Origin of the sequence: Bordetella tumbae (assembly GCF_965139195.1) — a bacterium.
Lineage (GTDB): Bacteria > Pseudomonadota > Gammaproteobacteria > Burkholderiales > Burkholderiaceae_B > Bordetella_A > Bordetella_A tumbae.
This window is the reverse complement of sequence record NZ_CBCSJH010000022.1, coordinates 68597-86913: the sequence shown is the minus strand read 5'-3', so window position 1 is coordinate 86913 and position 18317 is coordinate 68597. Positions and strand designations below refer to the sequence as shown.

15 protein-coding genes are annotated in these 18317 nt (G+C 60.2%); 2 read left to right on the top strand and 13 right to left on the bottom strand.

What is annotated here, in order from left to right:
- Nucleotides 1-423 precede the first annotated feature (423 nt).
- A complete protein-coding gene (aceA, locus tag ACNA0J_RS20075; protein WP_415820632.1) occupies nucleotides 424-1752 on the bottom strand; it encodes an isocitrate lyase in 1329 nt (442 codons plus the stop codon).
- Between the two features lie 426 nt (nucleotides 1753-2178).
- On the opposite strand from aceA, the gene queF reads away from it, so the two are divergent.
- Nucleotides 2179-3000: an NADPH-dependent 7-cyano-7-deazaguanine reductase QueF gene (gene queF, locus ACNA0J_RS20070; RefSeq protein WP_415820631.1), complete on the top strand. Its 822-nt coding sequence runs from the start codon at nucleotides 2179-2181 to the stop codon at nucleotides 2998-3000.
- Between the two features lie 131 nt (nucleotides 3001-3131).
- Here the strand turns inward: queF and ACNA0J_RS20065 are convergent, their stop codons facing one another.
- The 6 genes from ACNA0J_RS20065 to ACNA0J_RS20035 all read right to left on the bottom strand — a co-directional run bounded on the left by ACNA0J_RS20065 (nucleotide 3132) and on the right by ACNA0J_RS20035 (nucleotide 11078).
- Nucleotides 3132-5465, bottom strand: coding sequence for a molybdopterin guanine dinucleotide-containing S/N-oxide reductase (locus tag ACNA0J_RS20065; protein WP_415820630.1), 2334 nt, complete (start codon nucleotides 5463-5465; stop codon nucleotides 3132-3134).
- Between the two features lie 59 nt (nucleotides 5466-5524).
- Nucleotides 5525-6520 carry a tripartite tricarboxylate transporter substrate binding protein gene (locus ACNA0J_RS20060; protein ID WP_415820629.1) on the bottom strand — a complete coding sequence of 332 codons (996 nt, stop codon included), beginning with the start codon at nucleotides 6518-6520 and terminating at the stop codon, nucleotides 5525-5527.
- Nucleotides 6521-6790: 270 nt separating this feature from the next.
- Nucleotides 6791-7618 (bottom strand): M14 family metallopeptidase (locus ACNA0J_RS20050; RefSeq protein ID WP_415820628.1); only part of this gene is annotated, 828 nt, incomplete at its 3' end.
- Nucleotides 7615-8829, bottom strand: coding sequence for a cystathionine beta-lyase (metC, locus tag ACNA0J_RS20045; RefSeq protein WP_415820627.1), 1215 nt, complete (start codon nucleotides 8827-8829; stop codon nucleotides 7615-7617). The genes ACNA0J_RS20050 and metC, both read right to left, overlap by 4 nt.
- A gap of 41 nt (nucleotides 8830-8870) precedes the next feature.
- Nucleotides 8871-10448 carry a rhodanese-like domain-containing protein gene (locus tag ACNA0J_RS20040; RefSeq protein WP_415820626.1) on the bottom strand — a complete coding sequence of 526 codons (1578 nt, stop codon included), beginning with the start codon at nucleotides 10446-10448 and terminating at the stop codon, nucleotides 8871-8873.
- Between the two features lie 42 nt (nucleotides 10449-10490).
- Nucleotides 10491-11078, bottom strand: coding sequence for a cysteine dioxygenase family protein (locus tag ACNA0J_RS20035; protein WP_415820625.1), 588 nt, complete (start codon nucleotides 11076-11078; stop codon nucleotides 10491-10493).
- A gap of 108 nt (nucleotides 11079-11186) precedes the next feature.
- On the opposite strand from ACNA0J_RS20035, the gene ACNA0J_RS20030 reads away from it, so the two are divergent.
- Nucleotides 11187-12110 carry a LysR substrate-binding domain-containing protein gene (locus ACNA0J_RS20030; RefSeq protein ID WP_415820624.1) on the top strand — a complete coding sequence of 308 codons (924 nt, stop codon included), beginning with the start codon at nucleotides 11187-11189 and terminating at the stop codon, nucleotides 12108-12110.
- 18 nt (nucleotides 12111-12128) lie between these two features.
- Here ACNA0J_RS20030 and ACNA0J_RS20025 read toward each other — a convergent pair whose 3' ends face one another.
- The 6 genes from ACNA0J_RS20025 to pdxJ all read right to left on the bottom strand — a co-directional run bounded on the left by ACNA0J_RS20025 (nucleotide 12129) and on the right by pdxJ (nucleotide 18292).
- A complete protein-coding gene (locus ACNA0J_RS20025) occupies nucleotides 12129-13415 on the bottom strand; it encodes an MFS transporter (RefSeq protein WP_415820623.1) in 1287 nt (428 codons plus the stop codon).
- 144 nt (nucleotides 13416-13559) lie between these two features.
- Nucleotides 13560-14132: a CDP-diacylglycerol--glycerol-3-phosphate 3-phosphatidyltransferase gene (gene pgsA, locus ACNA0J_RS20020; protein WP_415820622.1), complete on the bottom strand. Its 573-nt coding sequence runs from the start codon at nucleotides 14130-14132 to the stop codon at nucleotides 13560-13562.
- A gap of 81 nt (nucleotides 14133-14213) precedes the next feature.
- Complete coding sequence (uvrC, locus tag ACNA0J_RS20015; RefSeq protein ID WP_415820621.1) at nucleotides 14214-16043, bottom strand: excinuclease ABC subunit UvrC; 1830 nt, start codon at nucleotides 16041-16043, stop codon at nucleotides 14214-14216.
- Nucleotides 16006-17061, bottom strand: a complete 1056-nt coding sequence (gene nagZ, locus ACNA0J_RS20010; protein ID WP_415820620.1) for a beta-N-acetylhexosaminidase — start codon at nucleotides 17059-17061, stop codon at nucleotides 16006-16008. Before nagZ ends, uvrC begins: the two co-directional genes overlap by 38 nt.
- 45 nt (nucleotides 17062-17106) lie before the next feature.
- A complete protein-coding gene (gene acpS / locus ACNA0J_RS20005) occupies nucleotides 17107-17541 on the bottom strand; it encodes a holo-ACP synthase (protein WP_415820619.1) in 435 nt (144 codons plus the stop codon).
- Nucleotides 17542-17551: 10 nt separating this feature from the next.
- Nucleotides 17552-18292, bottom strand: a complete 741-nt coding sequence (gene pdxJ, locus ACNA0J_RS20000) for a pyridoxine 5'-phosphate synthase (RefSeq protein WP_415820617.1) — start codon at nucleotides 18290-18292, stop codon at nucleotides 17552-17554.
- Between the last annotated feature and the right edge of the window lie 25 nt (nucleotides 18293-18317).

Genomic DNA, 18317 nt, shown 5'->3' with positions numbered 1-18317 from the left:
CCACGTTGGGCTATCTCTCTCCGGCAGACTACGAAAAGACCAATATGGCCACTCTTTAAAAAGTCCTATCCTCGTGTCCAAAATAACTGGACCAGGACAGCTCATGGGCCGAGTCGCGGCGATAGGCCCGGCGGGGCTTTTACACGCCGACCTCCTGCGCCAAAAGAACTCCAACCGACGCATGCCACAGACTACAACCGTGGCATAAGAAAAGCCCCCACGCCGCGCCCTCGGCTTACTGCCCGGCAACAAAAAAACGGGATGCCCGCAGGCATCCCCAACCACCCTACTACAGCAAACTAAAACTCAAGCATCTCGGCACGGCAACAAGGTTGTCATGCCGATAAACCAGCTGGCACCGCCCCTCAGCGGCACCAGTCATTCATGTCGTCACGGTTAGCCATGACGACGGTCCCGCTCCGATCAAGCCGCACGCACTTGGGTCACGGGCTCGTCATGATGGAACTGCGCCTCTTCGGTCGAGCCGGTCAATGCCGTCGTCGACGACTTGCCGCTCTCGATGGTTTGCGTGACCGCATCGAAATAGCCCGTGCCGACTTCGCGTTGGTGCTTGACGGCGGTAAAGCCCAGCTCGGCCGCGGCGAATTCCTTTTGCTGCAACTCCACAAAGGCGCTCATCTGGCGGCGGGCATAACCATGCGCCAACTCGAACATGCCGTAATTCAAGGCGTGGAAACCGGCCAGCGTGATGAACTGGAACTTGTAGCCCATGGCGCCGAGTTCGCGCTGGAACTTGGCCACCGTGGCGTCGTCCAGGTTCTTTTTCCAGTTGAACGACGGCGAGCAGTTATAGGCCAACAGCTTGCCCGGGAATTGGCGATGGACGGCCTCGGCAAATTTACGGGCATATTCCAGATTCGGCGTCGAGGTTTCGCACCAGATCAGATCCGCGTACGCCGCATAGGCCAGGCCACGGGAGATCGCTTGATCGATACCGGCCTTGGTGCGGAAGAAGCCCTCCACCGTGCGTTCGCCAGTGATGAACGGACGATCGTTTTCGTCCACATCGCTCGTCACCAGATCGGCAGCGTCCGCATCCGTACGCGCCAACACCACCGTCGGCGTACCCATGACGTCGGCAGCCAGACGAGCCGACACCAGCTTGGACACGGCTTCACGGGTGGGCACCAGAACCTTGCCGCCCATGTGGCCGCATTTTTTCACCGACGCCAGCTGATCCTCAAAGTGCACGCCGGCGGCGCCTGCATCGATCATGGATTTCATCAATTCAAACGCATTGAGCACGCCGCCAAACCCTGCCTCGGCATCGGCCACGATAGGCGCGTAGTAATCGATGTAGCCCTCGTCGCCCGGATTTTTGCCTTCCATCCATTGGATCTGATCACAACGCGACAAGGCGTTGTTGATACGGCGAACCACTTGCGGCACCGAGTTGACGGGATACAGCGATTGATCGGGATACATCTCACCCGCCAAGTTCGCGTCACCGGCGACCTGCCAGCCAGACAGATAGATGGCCTTCAGACCGGCCTTCACCTGTTGCATGGCTTGGTTGCCCGTCATCGCACCCAGCGAGTTCACAAAGGGCTCGCTATGCAAGAGCTCCCACAAACGGGTCGCGCCGCGGTGGGCCAGCGTGTGTGCGACCGGCACTGAGCCACGCAGACGGATCACGTCTTCGGCGCTATAGCTGCGCTTGATGCCCTGCCACCGGGTGTTTTCCGCCCAGTCTTTCTGCAGATTACGGATTTCGGTTTCGCGATTGCTCATGACATGCTCCTGAAAAAACAAAAGGCAAAAAGAGAAGAAACACAGAGAAAAACTTGAATTCGGAGGCAGACACCAAGGTCGTCCTGAACAACAGACCGGAGGATCAACCTGGAGGTGATGCCATCGGTATTGCGTCAGATCATTCAGTGCCGCGTTGGATAAAAGTCTATGCCTATGTTGCGGAGCAAGGCGCTTTTAAATCTTATACAAGACTAAAAATATTTTTCTTTTAAATCATAAAGTTAAAACTTTAATTTCGCATTACGAAAAGACTTTGCCATCTATGAAATGTCTCGTCGCTGCTATGCACCAACCACTTTCATATGGCGCAGATTACTTTTCACTATATGAAAAAAAGGGTCTTTCGAAGGGCCTAAAATGCAGGTTCCGAACGTTGTCTTCAACGTTGCTCTTGATCACTGCTCCATGTCTTTAGCCAATGCCCCGCTGGGCCACCATGTCGACTACCCGGCGCAATACAACGCCAACCTGCTCTTTCCTATTGCGCGCTCGCACAATCGCGCCAGCCTGAATCTGCCCGCAACGCTGCCCTTTGCCGGCGTGGATATCTGGAATGCCTATGAACTCTCGTGGCTGGATCACAAGGGCAAGCCCCAGATCGGCATGGCCACGTTCACCGTGCCCGCCGACAGCCCGAACATCATCGAATCCAAGTCGTTCAAGCTGTATTTGAATTCGTTCAATCAGACCCGCCTGGATAGCACTCAACAATTGCGGGATCACCTGGTGCGCGATTTGTCTGCTGCAGCGGGTGGCGATGTCGGCGTGGATTTGATCCTGCCCGAGCGCTTCGCCGCGCTGACCATCAGCGAACTCGAAGGCGAGAATCTGGATGCGCTCGATATCGAGATTGACACCTATACGCCTGACGCTGCGCTCTTGCGCTGCGCCGACGGCCCCGCTGTGTCCGAAACATTGACCTCGCGCCTGTTGAAGTCCAACTGCCCTGTCACCGGTCAACCCGATTGGGCCAGCGTCCAAATCCGCTACCGCGGCCAGCCGCTGGATCGCGCCGCGCTACTGCGCTATATCGTGTCGTTTCGCAATCATGCGGAGTTTCACGAACATTGTGTGGAACGGATTTTCACCGACATCATGGCCGCTTGCCGGCCCGAGCAGTTGACGGTGTATGCGCGCTATACGCGGCGTGGGGGGCTGGATATCAATCCGTGGCGCAGCAATACAGGAGAGTCTGCGCCTCAGGATGTGCGGATGGCCCGGCAGTAACGGGCTAGGCGTACGTGCGCCAAGCCGTTCTATTGGACGTCCAAGCGGCCCGATTGCCTCGGCTCGACGTCCGAAAGTACGTCAATGCCCATAAGCGCATCAACGCCCTAAACCCCTGACGAATGCATACGTCATGGATACGCCCCCAGCTCTGGCGGCTCATACGCCCGTATCGGCGGCACCGGCCCATCGTAGCGCTCGAGTTGTACGGCCGTCAGCTGCCCGGTACACCCTTGCGCCAATGACGACGTGCCAACGTCTCGCGTCAGCACATTAGGATTGCCGTGCACACACATCGGGCGGTCGTCGGCCGGATCCTCTGGATCAAACCATGCCCCCGTCGGCAATTGCACCACGCCCGGCATAATGCTGTCGGTGACATGCGCGGCCGCCAGACACGCACCGCGCGCGTTAAACAAACGCACGATGTCGCCGTCGGCGATCCGGCGGCTCTGGGCATCGGCCGGATGCACACGGCACACTTCGCGGCCATGGCGTTTGGACGACGCGCTGTGCGCACCAAAATCCAATTGGCTATGCAGCCGGGTCGCAGGTTGATTGGCCACGAGATAGAGAGGATGCGCACTATCGGGCGCATCCGTAGGCTCGATCCAGGCCGGATATCCAGGGCAGTCACGGTAACCAAACGACGCCACGGCCGGCGAGCTGATCTGGACCTTGCCGCTGGGTGTAGGCAGAGGATGCTGATCCGGATCCTGGCGAAACGCACGCAGCATTCCACCGTCATCCGGCGACTGCGGCAGAATCACCTCACCGCGCTGCCAGAAAGCATCGAAATCCGGCGCATCCGCGCCGCGTTCGGCCAATGCGGCACGCGTCGTTTCATAGATATGGCGCAGCCACTCACGGCTGCTGCGCCCTTCTGTAAAAGCCTCGCGCCGCCCGAGCCGCTCCGCCAGATCGGCAAAAATCTCATAATCATCCCGCGCCTGCCCCACTGGCGGTGCGATACGGTGCATCGCCACCATCAACGGATCCGTCGGCGTGGCGCCGATATCCTCGCGTTCCAGCGTCATCGTGCATGGCAAGACAATATCGGCATGCCGAGCGGTCGCGGTCCAGACACATTCGTGCACGATGAACGTGTCGAGCGTGCGAAATGCCTCGCGCAGACGCGTCAGATCCTGGTGATGGTGAAACGGGTTGCCGCCGGCCCAATACGCCAGGCGCACGTGGGGATATCTCAAACGCTGGCCGTTATAGTCGAACGTCCCGCCGGGATGGAGCAGCATATCGGCAATACGCGCCACCGGAATATAGGCGTCCACGCTATTGCGCCCCTGAGGGAACGCCGCGATCGGTACAGCATTGTTGCGTTTGCCGTAATGAGCCAGCGTACCCAGCGCGTAGTTGTATCCCCCTCCTGGCAAACCCAGCTGCCCTAGCGCCGCTGCCAGCACCACCCCTAGCCAGACGGGTTGCTCACCATGCTCGGCACGCTGCAGGGAATGAGACACCACCACCAGTACCCGCTTGGATACCAGAGAGCGAGCCAGCGCAATAATGTCCGTCTCGACAAGGCCCGTCACGCCAGCGGCCCAGGCAGCATCCTTGGGCTGGCCATCTATCTGCCCTGACAGATACGCCTGAAAATTTTCCCAACCGTCGCAATAACGCGAGAGAAACTCTTGGTCATGCAGGTCCTCGCTGACCAATACGTGCAACAGCCCCAGCATCAGCGCCGTATCCGTGCCTGGCCGCACAGGGAGCCAACGGGCCTGCGCCTCGTCGGGCAAATCTTCACGCAATGGACTGACGCAAATGAAACGGCAGCCGCGGCGCGCGGCGCTGCCCATCGCATCGCGCTCGATGTGGCGGCTGATCCCGCCGCTGGCCACTTGGGTGTTGCGTACTGCCATGCCGCCGAATGCCAGCACAACGTCGCTATGCTCGACGATCTGATCCCACGTCACATTGCGGCGGGCAACCGCATCCAGCGGTCCCAATACGTGCGGCATGATGACCGCCGATGCACCGGCGCTATAGTTGTTGACGGAACGGACATAACCGCCCAGCGCCGTATTCAGGAATCGATGTACTTGGCTTTGTGCATGATGGAATCGCCCGGCGCTGGACCAACCGTACGAGCCGCCAAAGATACTTTCCAATCCATACGTGTCGCGCTGGCGTTGCAACTCGCGTGCGACCAGATCCGACGCCTCGTCCCACGACACCTGCACGTATGTGTCGTTGCCGCGCGCGCGATCCGCACCCGGGCCGCGTGTCAACCAGCCCCGCCGCACCATGGGCGCCGTGACTCTGGCCGGATGGCGCAATGCGTTGGTGAAGTTATTGATCAGCGGACTGGGATCCGGATCGCCCGGATGCGGACGCACCTTTACATGATGGCCGTCGAAGCTCGCAAAAAACGTCCCCCAGTGAGAACTATGTGAGCCTTCGGCGGCGCCAGGAGCAACGGAACGGGAATGGGGAACGGACACCATGACGCGATATACCTGAAAAGAAAGACAAGCCAGCCCATCGGGCTGGCTGTGCGGCGCATCTATTCTGCACGCATGTCAGCTTGTTGAACCAATTTCCCCCATTTTGCGCGCTCCGTTGCCATCAACTGGCCGAACCCGTCGGGCGTACTCGAGGTCGCCTCCATGCCCGCGGCGGCAAGCCGGTCACGGACGTCGGGTTGAGCCATGGCCTCGACCAATGCCTCGTTGAGCTGCTTGATGATCGGCGCAGGTGTGCCCGCAGGAGCCACAATACCGTACCAATTCATCAGATCGTAGCCCGGGACTCCGGCCTCGGCCATCGTCGGCGTTTGGGGAAATAGCGGCGAGCGTTTCGATGTCGTGACGGCCAGCAGGCGCAGTTTGCCCGAGTCGATCATCCCCTTGGCTGTCGGGTCGCAGAAGGTCAACGGCACCAGCCCCGCCATCACATCCGTCAAGGCGGGCGTCGTGCCCTTGTACGGCACGTGCATCATCTTCAGACCCGCCATCATCTTGAACTGCTCGCTTGCGATCTGACCGATTGTTGCCACGCCACCCGAGGCATAGTTGATTTGCGCGTCCGGTTTTTTTGCCGCGTCAATCAGGTCCTGAACGGTCTTGTAAGGCGCACTCGGCGAGACCACCAGCAGATTCGGCATCGTCACCAATGTGCTGATCGGCGCGAAATCCTTGCTGGGGTCATAATTCAATTTACGCAAGTTCGGCCAGATGGTGAACGAACCCGGCGTGGCGATGTACAAGGTATAGCCATCCGGCGCGGACTTGGCGACATACTCGGTTGCTGTCAGGCCGCCTGCCCCAGGACGATTTTCTACGATCACGTTGGCCGACAATTTAGCCGCCAGCCCCGGCGCCACAGAGCGCGCCAGCACGTCCGCCCCGCCGCCCGGCGGAAACCCGACGACGATGCGTACAGGACGGCCTTCGGCCGGAAAACCAGCCGCTTGCGCGCCGGAGGCAACGGCAGCCAATGCGGTTGATACGATTGTTGCGGCCAGCATCATGCGGCCAGTGATAGTCACTAGGCTATTCATTGGAAATTCCCCTTGATATATAGAACTGACGCGATGTCGTGGATCGCGCCAGACTTGCACCTGTCAGTGCCAGGATGGGACGGGTGTTGTCCCCTCTCGCCACTCCCAGGCTACAAATGCGAGACGCTCGCCGGTATGCACGACAGGATCCGATCGCAAACCGATCAGGATGCCTTCGCGTGGCATGGGCGCCACCGGCGTTACGGTGCCATCGAGCGCGATGACGTCGCCCAGGGATTCTCCTTGGGATACCCGGTCACCCGCGCAAANGCGCGGGACAAAGAGACCGCCCTCGTCTGCCGTAATCCAACCGCGCTGCGACACCAACCTCAGAGATTGTGCAGAATCGGCCGGTGCCGGTGCGCCAGGCAAAATGCCCATGCTGCGTGCCAGCGTACGAAAACCGACCTCGGCGCGTTCGATATTGTCAGGCTGATAACGATTGCCTGCCCCCAGTTCCAGCATAAAGGCGCAGATCCCCGCACTCAGGCACTGGTAATCGAGACCGCCGGCAATATTGCCCGGTAATTCGCCCTTGCCGCTGACATCTTGCCGGCAAGCCAATACAGGAAAGAAAGGCGCCATCGCTGCGAGCAGGTCGTCTTCTTTGACCTGGTCATTGGGAGGCGTTTTGTACACGGTGTAGGGACGCGAATCGAATAGCGGATTCATCGTGTGCAGATTGATCAGGACGTCTGCGACCCCGCGTATCTCCTGCATCAGTGCGTGTGCAACTCGCTCGGTAATCATGCCGTCCGCCTTGCCTGGATACGTTTGATCCAGATCCAGTTCGTCGTACGGATTGCGTTTGCGGCGCGCATCCAGCGCCTGCGGATTGCCCGTGGGCGTCACGACGAGATTGCCCGACATGGTCGACGGATCCAGGCTGTTGGCAAAGCGCAGCGCCGCTACCATGCCGTTGATTTCGTCACCATGCACCTGCCCGTGCAACCACAGCGTGCGTCCTGGACGCGCACCTCGTACGGCGATATACGGCAGTGACACATCCACGCCTGATGCCATCGACCCGACACGCAGCTTGCCGCTGCGTCGTGCGCCACCTTCATTGTTTGCTAACCACTGACCAATGCTGCTCACGCTTTGCTCCTTGAAATTCCGTAGGTGGATCGCTCAGGACTAATGGCGTCAAACGCTTGTCCCAGATCGGCAATCAAATCGTCCGGGCTTTCCAGACCGATATGCAGACGCACAATGCAACCGTGCGCAGACCAATCGGTCACGCTGCGCGCGTTGGGCAAATCCGCGGACGTCACCAGGCTTTCGTAGCCGCCCCAAGATGCGCCGAGCCCAAACAACTCCAGACTATCGATCCATTGATCTGCGGCGGCGCGTGTCACCTGCGGCTGAAACTCGAACGACAGCAGGCCGTTCGTACCCGTGCAATCGCGTTTCCAGATGTCATGTCCCGGGTGTTCCGGCAATGCCGGGCAAAACACCGAGCGGACATCAGGACAGCTTTGCAGATAGCTCGCCACTCGCAGTGCATGCTGCTCGTGCATGGCCAGGCGCGCGGTCAGGCTGCGAATGCCACGCAAGACCAGATAGGCGTCATCGGGACTCACCGTCATGCCGAATGCGTCACTGCGCGCCGACAGCGCGGGCCACGCTGCCTCGGTGGTCGCGACAGTCCCCATCATCACGTCGGAATGGCCGCTGAGATACTTGGTCGCCGCCATGACGGATACATCGGCGCCCAATGCGAGAGGGCGATACTGACAGCCCGAGCCCCAGGTGTTATCGCAGACCAGCAGTGCATCATGACGATGCGCAATGTCGGCCAGCCTCGGCAAGTCGCACATCTCGTAGACCAATGAGCCGGGACATTCGGCATAAATCATCCGTGTTGCCGGCTCGATTTTGTCCTCGACATCCGAACCGTCGGCGGCGAAGAACGTGCAACGGATCTGATACGGCGCCAGAAACGACTCGGCCAATTTGCGCGCAGGCTCATACACCGCATCGGACATCAATAGATGGTCTCCGGGCTTGAGATACGCAAGCAGCGTCATGGCGATGGCAGCAAGACCGGTGGGAAACAGCTTGGTGCGATAAGCCCCCTCGAGTTCGCTCACCGCGTCTTCCAGGGCGAAGCCGGTGGGATTACCCCGTGCGCCATAGGTGAACACGCGTTCCCCCGAACGCCGCGCACGCAAGTCCCGCTGTTGAGCAACATTGTCAAACACGACAGTGCTGGCACGCACCACAGGAGGGTTGACGGGCGATCCCCCTTCATAGGCGGGCGTTTTGCCCGCGTGCAACATGCGTGTCTGTAATTGCCGTTGCGACATGATGTCTTTCCTGTTCATAACGAGATGAGGACAGATATCGATCAGGCATCAGCCTGAAACGATGGCAAGCGAAACTCGGCCTTCTCGAACTCATCGAGTTGCGAGATCAGGTTGATTTCCCATTCCAGATATTGGCGTGCCGCAGCCTTGTTGCCGCTGTGACGATCATGGACAAAGAACAAGTAGTCGATGCATTCGTCGTCAGCGGGCGACTGTGGACTGGACTGCACCGGCAAACCCGCATCGACCCAAGCCTGCAATCCGCCTGCCAATACCCTTACTGACATGCCCAGCCGATCCAGTTCGATCGCTGCGCATGCAGCAACGCCAGGTTCATCGGCCACCAGCACAATGTACGCATCGATGCCTTTCAGATCGGCAGCCAAACGCGGCCGTATCGACCAACGCGACCCCGGAATATGCGTCTGGCGAAAACGCATACTGGCGCCCACATCGATGACAATGGGAGGTGCAGCTTGACGCAATTGCTCAGCCAACGCCGCTGCATCGATCAGGGTGGGCTGCGGTATCGCAGGTGGCGCAAGCGCGGCCAGTGTCAAACCACTCGCCAGTCCGCCGTCCAACACGTAAACATCGTGTCCCAACTGCTTTAACCAACTGGCGACAACAAGGGCTCGTACGCCGTCGTCATCGAATAACACCAGCCGCGCGCGACGTACACCGATGTACTGATCAGTGGCCTGGATCAACTGACCGCCAGGCGTATGCACCGCGCCGGCCAAGGTGCCGGCGGCGTACTCTTCAGGCGTGCGGACATCGCACAAGAAAAGCGATCGCTGCGTATCCGCATTCCAACGCTGTACGGTCGGCGCATCAACGGTCGGCACCTCATAACGTTTCGCCAGTTCCTCGGCAGACCGTCTGATAGCCGGCAGATCATCGCTCGGCTCGCCATAGCGCCGGCTCGCGCCATGGTCCAGCACCAGATCGTCCAACATCCACCCCTGCGTACCACTTTGCAATGCCGAAACTCGGTTGGGCAAACCCAGGTTAATCAAGGTCTGCGCGCCGATGATGCTGCGCGTACGGCCGGCACAATTGACCACGATATGCGTTTTGTCGTTGGGCACAATACGCCGCACGCGATAGGCCAACTCACCGTTCGGGCAACTCGTCGCGGTCGGGATCGACATCTTGCGATATTCCGCATAGGGCCGACCATCCAGCACGACAACATCCTCGCCCGCCTGCAACATGGCATGCAACTCGGTGGCAGTCACATGCGGCGTCTCGTAAATCTGCTCGACCAACTCGCCGAATGCCTTGGATGGCACGTTCACGCCGGCAAACAAGGTATAGCCCGCTGCCTGCCAACCCGCCGTCCCGCCGTCGAGCACATGTACGTTCGAATAACCCAGTTCGGTCAGTCGCTGCGCCGCAGCCTGGGCGACGCCGTGTCCATCATCGTAGACCACAGTGCGCACTTGTTTGCGCGGTGCCAGACGCTGCACGTCCAGCTCCAATCGGCTGTACGGCAACGTGATGCCATAGAACAAGTGAGACTCACCATATTGCCCATGCTCCCGTACATCAAAAAGCGCAATCTCAGCGCCGTCATGCAACCAGGACTTCAGGGTTTGCGCGTTAATTAAATGCATGTTCCGCAACGAAAAGATGAATGAATGAAAGGCAAGGCTTGATCAACGGCGCGTCTGCACGCCGATCGACATCGTTTCGCAGGTCCCGTTTTCCAGGTCATAGCCCGTACGCTGGGTCAACGTTTCCAATGCACGTCCATACAGATGCAAATGACGGATGACCTGCCCCGGCAGAATCTCCACCGAATGGATGTCCTCGGGCATCAGCGCGATCCCCGTACCAGGCTCGACCCGGACCTGGCCGGACTCTCGCAACTGGGCACGTCCCGGCACGCTGCCGTCGTCCAGGCGCTCATAGACACGGTTGAGCTCCACCCCTTCGACGGCGCTGATACAAGCCCAGGTCGTATGGTTGTGCGGCACGATGCGTTTACCTGGACGCATGACGTTGAGATACAAGGCGTAACTTTGATCCGGCTCTTCAGAGATCAAATAGCGCGCCTGCAACTCACCATCCTGCGGTGCAGCAAACGCCTGCTCACTCCACAATTCCCTACGCGCGGCTAATCGATTCAGTTGCGCCAGAATGCCGTCGAGCCCAGCTCGGCTGAGCTCACCCGCCAGTGCGATCTGCTTGACTTGCTCAATGGCGCTCTGTACTGCCTCGGTACGCTCTGTCGATACGCTCATGCTTTCACCCCTTAAAAAATTTTCAAACTACGTTGATTGAAAATATAGGCACAGACGCAAGACGAAACAATCTAGAATCGAGTCGAAATCGATTAGTAAAACTGATATATGCAAACACTAGACCTCGACACCCTGAGAACGCTGACTGTCATCCAGGAACAGGGCGGCTTTGCTGCGGCGGCCATTCATCTGGGCCGAACACAGTCCGCCGTGTCGCAACAGATGCAGCGGCTCGAAAGCCAGCTCGGCCGCGCCATCTTTGAGCGGCGCGGTCGGCAAAAGCGCCTGACCCCGCACGGCGAGCGGCTGCTGGACTACGCGCGGCACCTGCTATCGGTCAACGACGAAGCCTTGCGCAACCTGCAGCAAGGCAGCCTGGAGGGCGTGCTGCGCATCGGCGCACCGCACGATGTGGCCGATAACATGCTTCCTCCGCTGCTCGCACAAATCGCCCGTCATTCGCCGTTGCTGCAAATCGATATCCACGTGGGGCGCAGCCCGTTTCTGATGGAATCTCTACATCGCGGCGAGATCGACATGACGATTTCCAATCGTCACGATCCTACGTTGGAGGGTGTCGTACTACGTACCTCCCCCACGGTGTGGGTCTGCTCGTCCAGCTATGTGCTGGACACCAGCAAGCCTATCCCGCTCGTCCTGGCCGACGGCCCGAGCCTGTTCCGGCGCCTGGCGCAAGAGGCGCTGGACGACGCGGGCATTCGTTGGTCGCCCAGCTATACATCATCCAGCCTGATAGGAATCAAAGCCGCGCTCCGGGCAGGGTTGGGCGTGACCGCCCGCGGCATCGAGCTGATTGGTACGGATTTCCGCGTATTGGGAGAAAACGACGGCATGCCGCGTCTGCCCGACGTCGAGTACTACCTATTCGTGCGCAATAACGTCGTGCGCCCGCTGACTCGGCGGGTCTTTGACATGCTCAAGAGCAATATGCGGTTGTTGCGCAGCGCTGATCGAGAGAATCGCCCGGGGGACGTACTCGGCGGCGGAAATCATGTCCGCTTTGCGGTCTGACCAGGCCCTGATTCCCAATTAACGCGCCGCGGTCGCCAGTGGCGCGCTCGCCTTGCGCGCTTGCACGGCAATCCACTGTGCCAGCAAGGCTGCCACGGCAAATGCGATGCCCGCTCCGATCCAGGGGCCGTGACTCATCCCGGCATCCAGCAGCAGGCCGAATCCCAACGGGCCCAGCGCCGAGCCCACGTCCATGCCAGAGTAGACCAGGCCGTACACGGAACCTGTCGCGCCCTTGGGCGTGACGCGCCGGATCAGCATATCTCGCGACGGGGCTGCAACGCCCGAACAAAAACCCGCCAGGCCCACGACTAATGCCGCCCAACCAGGAGGCACCATTCCCAAAGCCAGGATCACCAAGGTAACGCCAGCCAAGATCAGCGCCACGGTGACAGTCAACTCGGTACGCGGGTTGGCGGATACGAGAAAGCCCCCTGCCGCCATTCCCAGCGCCGACGCCACCATGTACCCGGACAATGCCGAGCTGGCGACGACTTTGGACAAGTTATACAACTCGCCCAAGAGCGGGATTGTGTAGTTCTGAACTGACGACAGCGCAATCGAGGTAAAGGCGAAAAACAGAAAGGCGCCCCACAATGCCGGCTTGGCCAGCAAGGCCGTCAAAGTGGTCAATACACTTTCTTGAGCGGCAGGCGTGCTCACCGTTGCTTTGGCCTGGACCGTATCGGATACAGGATGGTTGCCTCCCAACAGGTCGCGCCCCACGATCGCCAGCAGCAACACCACAGCCACCAAGGCTGCTGCACTGAACGCCGCCACGCGCCAATCGGCCAACAGGGTAATCGAGGTAATGAAGACCGGCGTCAGCGCCCACCCGAGATTGCCCGTCAAACCATGTGTGCTAAAGGCATGGCCCAATCGTGCCGGACTGACGCGATGATTGATGATGGAATAGTCTGCCGGGTGGAATACCGAGTTGCCGATGCCGCCGATCACCGCCGCTATCAGCAGCATGAGATAACCGTTGGCCGAACCGATCAAGACGCCCGCCAAGACAAAGCACGTCAGCCCGAACCACAGCACAGGTCGGGCGCCGATCCGATCCACCACGAAGCCGGACGATGCCTGACCAATGCCCGACACGACATAGAAGGTCGAGACCAGCAGCCCCAACCGGGCAAAATCCAGATCAAACGCCGTGCCCAAGGATACATACAGCGAGGGCAGCACCAGCTGAAAGAAATGCGACGATGCATGCACGACACCGATCAACAGGATGGTCAGCCAATCACGGCGGCGAAGATCAGGAGAATCCAGCGTAACGGTATCTGCGGCGGAATGCATGGCTAGCAAAACTCATCTCAACGCAAAAGCGCGGCTCGCGCAGCGCCACTGCGTAAATATCATTGTCGAGATCTCGGACGCGATATCGGGTTATTGAATTCGCCGCGATGCCGGAATCTCAACGCTCCTTAGAACCCGGCCCGTCTATTGAGACTTTTCACGGATGGCGGGCCAAGCGCGTTGCAAGTAATAAAACATCGACCACACCGTCAACACGGCCGCGATCACAATCAATATATCGCCCAGGAGCCGGCTGGACATCCCAAACAACGGTTGATCGTAGAGCAGGCACGGGATAGCGACCATCTGCGCAGCGGTCTTGAATTTGCCCAGGCGGTGCACGGCGACGCTGGCGCTGGCGCCGATCTTGGCCATCCATTCCCGCAACGCCGAAATCGTGATTTCCCGTCCGATGATGATCAGCGAAATAAAGGCGTCTACCCTGCCGAGATCGAGCAGGACGATGAGCGCGGCGCAGACCATGAGCTTGTCCGCCACGGGGTCCAGAAATGCGCCAAACGCCGAGGTCTGGTTCCAGCGGCGGGCCAGCCAACCGTCAAACCAGTCGGTCAAGGCAGCAACGATAAAGGCCCAGGCGGCCAGGGTGTCGCGGGCAGGCTCAGCCATCCAGCTACTGGGCAGATAAAACAGCCCCACTACCAGCGGGATCATGGCGATGCGCAGCCACGTCAGGATAATCGGCACATTGATTGGCATAATGAACGTATGCTACATCACCAGCGTGAAAAACTCTTGGCAGGACACGCCATGGTGGGGAAATAGCCGGCGGCAGGCCGTTTATCCATGCAAAGCCTCGTAGATACGCTCGGCCAGATCGTGCGAAATGCCGTCCACTGAGGCCAAGTCCTCGATGCTGGCAGAGGACACGCCGGAAAACCCGCCAAAACGGGCCAGCAGCCGCTGGCGGCGGCGCGCTCCGACGCCCTCGATTTCCTCGAGACGCGAGACATTGCGAGCCTTGGCGCGGCGAGCGCGCATACCGGTGATTGCAAAACGGTGGGCCTCGTCGCGGACCTGGGCGATGAGCATCAGCGCAGCCGATTCCCCACCCAATGCCACCGGCGGGCGGCCGTCGGCAAACACCAGCGTTTCCAGCCCGACCTTGCGCCCTTCCCCTTTGGCGACGCCAACCAGGGTTTGTATGTCCAGCCCCAATTCAGCAAAGACCTGGCGCGCAATCTCGACCTGCCCCTTGCCGCCGTCGATCAAGACCAGCCCGGGCATCGGTGCCTCGCCATCGGCGACCTTGCCAAAACGCCGGGTCAATACCTGGCGCATCGCGGCATAGTCGTCGCCCGGCGTGATCCCCGCGATGTTGTAGCGGCGATATTGAGAAGGCTGCATGTCGTGATGCAAGAACACGACACAGGACGCCTGCGTCGCCTCGCCTGCCGTATGGCTGATATCGAAACACTCGATACGCAATGCATCCAGCGCGGCCTCGTCGGTGTCCAGATCCAGCACTTCGGCAAGCGCCAGCGTCCGTGCAGCGCGCGCACCGGATTCGGTGAGCGCTCGGGCCAGGGCCATTTCGGCGTTTTTGACGGCCTGCTCCAGCCAGGCGCGGCGCACACCTTGAGGACGCGTCAGTACCCTCGCAGGACGGACCTGTGCCTGTTCGGCCAACAATGTCATCAAGCCGCTATCGGGCAAGGCGTGCGAACAAACCAGCACAGGAGGCAGGGGATTATCAGTGTAATGTTGCGCGATGAAAGCCTCGAGCACCTGGGGCGCCTCTTGGCCGTCGACATGCACGGGAAAGAACGGCTTGTCGCCCAAATGCCGGCCGGCGCGCACCATGGCCAGGTTCACACAGACCTTGCCGCCTGCAGAGGCGACAACGATGACATCAGTATCCTCGCCGCCCACGTCCTCCATGGTTTGCTGATGCAGCACGCGCGCCAGCGATCCCATCTGGTCACGCAAGGCGGCGGCCTCTTCGAATCGCAGCTCGGTCGATGCCTGCAGCATGCGCTGTTCGATCTCATCCATCACCTCGCGCGCCTCGCCGTTGAGGAAACGCGCGGCGCGATTCACATCGCTGGCATAATCCTCGGCCGAGATCGCATCGACACAGGGCGCCGAGCAGCGGCCGATTTGATGCAGCAGGCAAGGACGCGAGCGGTTGGCAAAGACCGTATCCTCGCAAGTCCGCAAGCGAAAGACCTTTTGCAGGATCTGGATGGTCTCGCGCACGGCCCAGGCATTGGGAAACGGACCAAAATACTGTCCACGTTTGTTTGTCGCGCCGCGATAGTAGGCCACGCGAGGCCATTCGTGCCCCGTGATCCATAGATACGGGTACGACTTGTCATCGCGAAACAGGATGTTGTAGCGCGGCCGCAGGCTCTTGATGAGATTGTTCTCCAAGAGCAATGCTTCGGCCTCGGAACGCGTGACCGTGACCTCGACACGCGCGACCTTGGCAACCATCTGGGCAATTCGCGGGCTGGCCAGATTTTTCTGGAAATACGAGGAGACGCGTTTTTTCAGATCACGCGCCTTGCCCACATACATCACCACACCCTCGGCGTCCAAGTGTCGATAGACGCCGGGCAGGTGCGGCAGATCAGCCAGAAACGATTTGAGATTGAAGTCGTCGGGCATGCTGGTAGCGAGTTTCGGCTTGCAGGGCCTTCCAGGAGGGAGCGGCAAAACGGGGCATCAGTCGGCGAATGCGCTCGACCGATTCGGGCGCGTGCGTCACGTCCAGGCGGGACAGCAAGTCATCGGCCAGATCTGGACGATTGCACACCAACACCATATCGCAACCGGCGCCCAAGGCGGCTTGAGCGCGCGCGAGAATATCGCCCGCCACCGTGGCCCCCTCCATGGTCAGGTCGTCCGAGAACACCACACCCCCGTAGCCCAGGCGCTCACGCAAAATGTCTTGCACCCAACGGCGAGAGAAGCCCGCGGGTTGTTTATCGACCTTGGGATAAATCACGTGCGCAGGCATGACGGCCGGAATGACGGCATCGCCCAGCCAGGCATACGGTGCGGCGTCTTCACCGAGGATACGCTCCAGCGGGCGCGGGTCGACCGGCATCTCGTGATGCGAATCCGCGCCCACGAAACCATGTCCCGGGAAATGCTTGCCGCACGCGGCCATCCCGGCCTGAGCCAAGCCCTGAGCCACCGCGCGCGCCAGCATGGCGACCACGCGAGGATCGCGGTGAAAAGCGCGCGTGCCGATGACCTTGCTCACGCCGTAATCCAGGTCCAGCACCGGAGTGAAGCTGAGATCCACGCCACAGGCGCGCAACTCGGCAGCCAGCACGTAGCCCGCCTCGGTGGCCAATCGCATGGCGGTCAAGGGGTCGCGGTCCCACAGTACCCCCAAATCGCGCATGGCCGGCAACACGGTAAAACCGTCTTCACGGAACCGTTGCACTCGCCCGCCCTCGTGATCGACCGCGATCATCAGCGGCTCATGGCGCGCACGATGGATCTGGCGTGTCAGCTCGCACAATTGTTTGCGGCTCTCGAAATTTCGGGCGAACAAGATCACCCCGCCCACCAGAGGGTGGCGCAGGCGTGCTTTCTCTGCTTTGGTCAATGTGGTGCCTGCCACATCCACCATGACGGGGCCGGGGGGCAACAAGGTTTTATGTTTCTTGGCCATACGGTCTGGTCCTTTGATGAGAGAAAAAGAGGAATCCGGCAGGCATTACGCCTTGCGCTCGACGATGACGTACGCAGCGGCCATATCGGATTCATCGGTAATGGAGACATGCGCCACACCAAAACGCGGCGTGTACCACTCCAGCAGGCTCGGTGCGATAACCAGGACCGGACGTCCGCTGGGCGCATTGAGAACTTGTACGCGCGTCCAGGTCATCGGCATGCGCATTCCCAGGCCGATGGCCTTGGAGAATGCCTCTTTGGCGGCGAAGCGCGTGGCCAGGAAACGCACGCCGCGAGCGGCGTCCCGGGCACGTCGAGCATGAAATTTCTGCAGTTCCTCTGCGCCGAGGATTTTCTCGGCAAATCGATCCCCATGACGCGCCAACGCACGCTCGATACGGTCGATACGCAGCAAGTCCATGCCGATGCCAGCAATACTGCTGGCCGGCGGCGTCGAATGGGAGGGGGCTTCAGACATGAGACGAGCCTCAGCGGCCCCGCACGGCCTGCAGGCGCGCCTGCACCATGAGCGCCTTCATGTCGCGTACGGCTTTGTCCCAGCCGTCGAACACAGCCTGCGCCACAATGGCATGACCGATATTGAGTTCAGAGATACCGTCGAGCGCCGCGATAGGCGCCACGTTGCCATAGTGCAACCCATGGCCGGCATTGACGCGCAATCCGTGCCGCAGGCCTTCGGCCACCCCTGCTCGCACTCGGTCGAGCTCCAGGCGAGCCTGATCGCCCTCTGCCTCGGCATAGGCTCCCGTATGCAGCTCGATCACCGGAGCACCTGCCTGAACGGCAGCCTGAATCTGCGCGGGATCGGGATCGATAAACAACGACACCCGAATGCCCGCCTGCTGCAGGCGAGCCACGGCGTTGGTGACGGCAGGCAAGGCGCCCGCGACATCCAAACCGCCCTCGGTCGTCAGCTCAGTGCGTTTTTCGGGCACCAGGCATACATCGCTGGGACGAACCTGGCATGCGATCTCGAGCATTTCGGGCGTGATCGCGCATTCCAGATTCATGCGGGTGCGCAGCAGCGGCCGGATGGCATGCACGTCTGCGTCCTGAATATGGCGGCGATCTTCGCGCAAATGCAAGGTAATCAGATCCGCACCGGCGTCCTCTGCACGCAAAGCGGCCTGGATCGGGTCGGGATAAGTCGTGTGGCGCTGCTGGCGCAGCGTCGCCACGTGATCGATGTTGACGCCAAGTTCTATCATGATGCTGTCGTGGATGAATCTGAAA

Coding starts and splice junctions, on each gene's coding strand:
- uvrC (WP_415820621.1), bottom strand. CDS start 16,043: ATGCCCGACGACTTCAATCTCAAATCGTTTCTGGCTGATCTGCCGCAC.
- ACNA0J_RS20025 (WP_415820623.1), bottom strand. CDS start 13,415: ATGCATTCCGCCGCAGATACCGTTACGCTGGATTCTCCTGATCTTCGC.
- nagZ (WP_415820620.1), bottom strand. CDS start 17,061: ATGGCCAAGAAACATAAAACCTTGTTGCCCCCCGGCCCCGTCATGGTG.
- aceA (WP_415820632.1), bottom strand. CDS start 1,752: ATGAGCAATCGCGAAACCGAAATCCGTAATCTGCAGAAAGACTGGGCG.
- pdxJ (WP_415820617.1), bottom strand. CDS start 18,292: ATGATAGAACTTGGCGTCAACATCGATCACGTGGCGACGCTGCGCCAG.
- ACNA0J_RS20040 (WP_415820626.1), bottom strand. CDS start 10,448: ATGCATTTAATTAACGCGCAAACCCTGAAGTCCTGGTTGCATGACGGC.
- ACNA0J_RS20035 (WP_415820625.1), bottom strand. CDS start 11,078: ATGAGCGTATCGACAGAGCGTACCGAGGCAGTACAGAGCGCCATTGAG.
- pgsA (WP_415820622.1), bottom strand. CDS start 14,132: ATGCCAATCAATGTGCCGATTATCCTGACGTGGCTGCGCATCGCCATG.
- ACNA0J_RS20065 (WP_415820630.1), bottom strand. CDS start 5,465: ATGGTGTCCGTTCCCCATTCCCGTTCCGTTGCTCCTGGCGCCGCCGAA.
- metC (WP_415820627.1), bottom strand. CDS start 8,829: ATGTCGCAACGGCAATTACAGACACGCATGTTGCACGCGGGCAAAACG.
- ACNA0J_RS20060 (WP_415820629.1), bottom strand. CDS start 6,520: ATGAATAGCCTAGTGACTATCACTGGCCGCATGATGCTGGCCGCAACA.
- acpS (WP_415820619.1), bottom strand. CDS start 17,541: ATGTCTGAAGCCCCCTCCCATTCGACGCCGCCGGCCAGCAGTATTGCT.
- ACNA0J_RS20030 (WP_415820624.1), top strand. CDS start 11,187: ATGCAAACACTAGACCTCGACACCCTGAGAACGCTGACTGTCATCCAG.
- queF (WP_415820631.1), top strand. CDS start 2,179: ATGTCTTTAGCCAATGCCCCGCTGGGCCACCATGTCGACTACCCGGCG.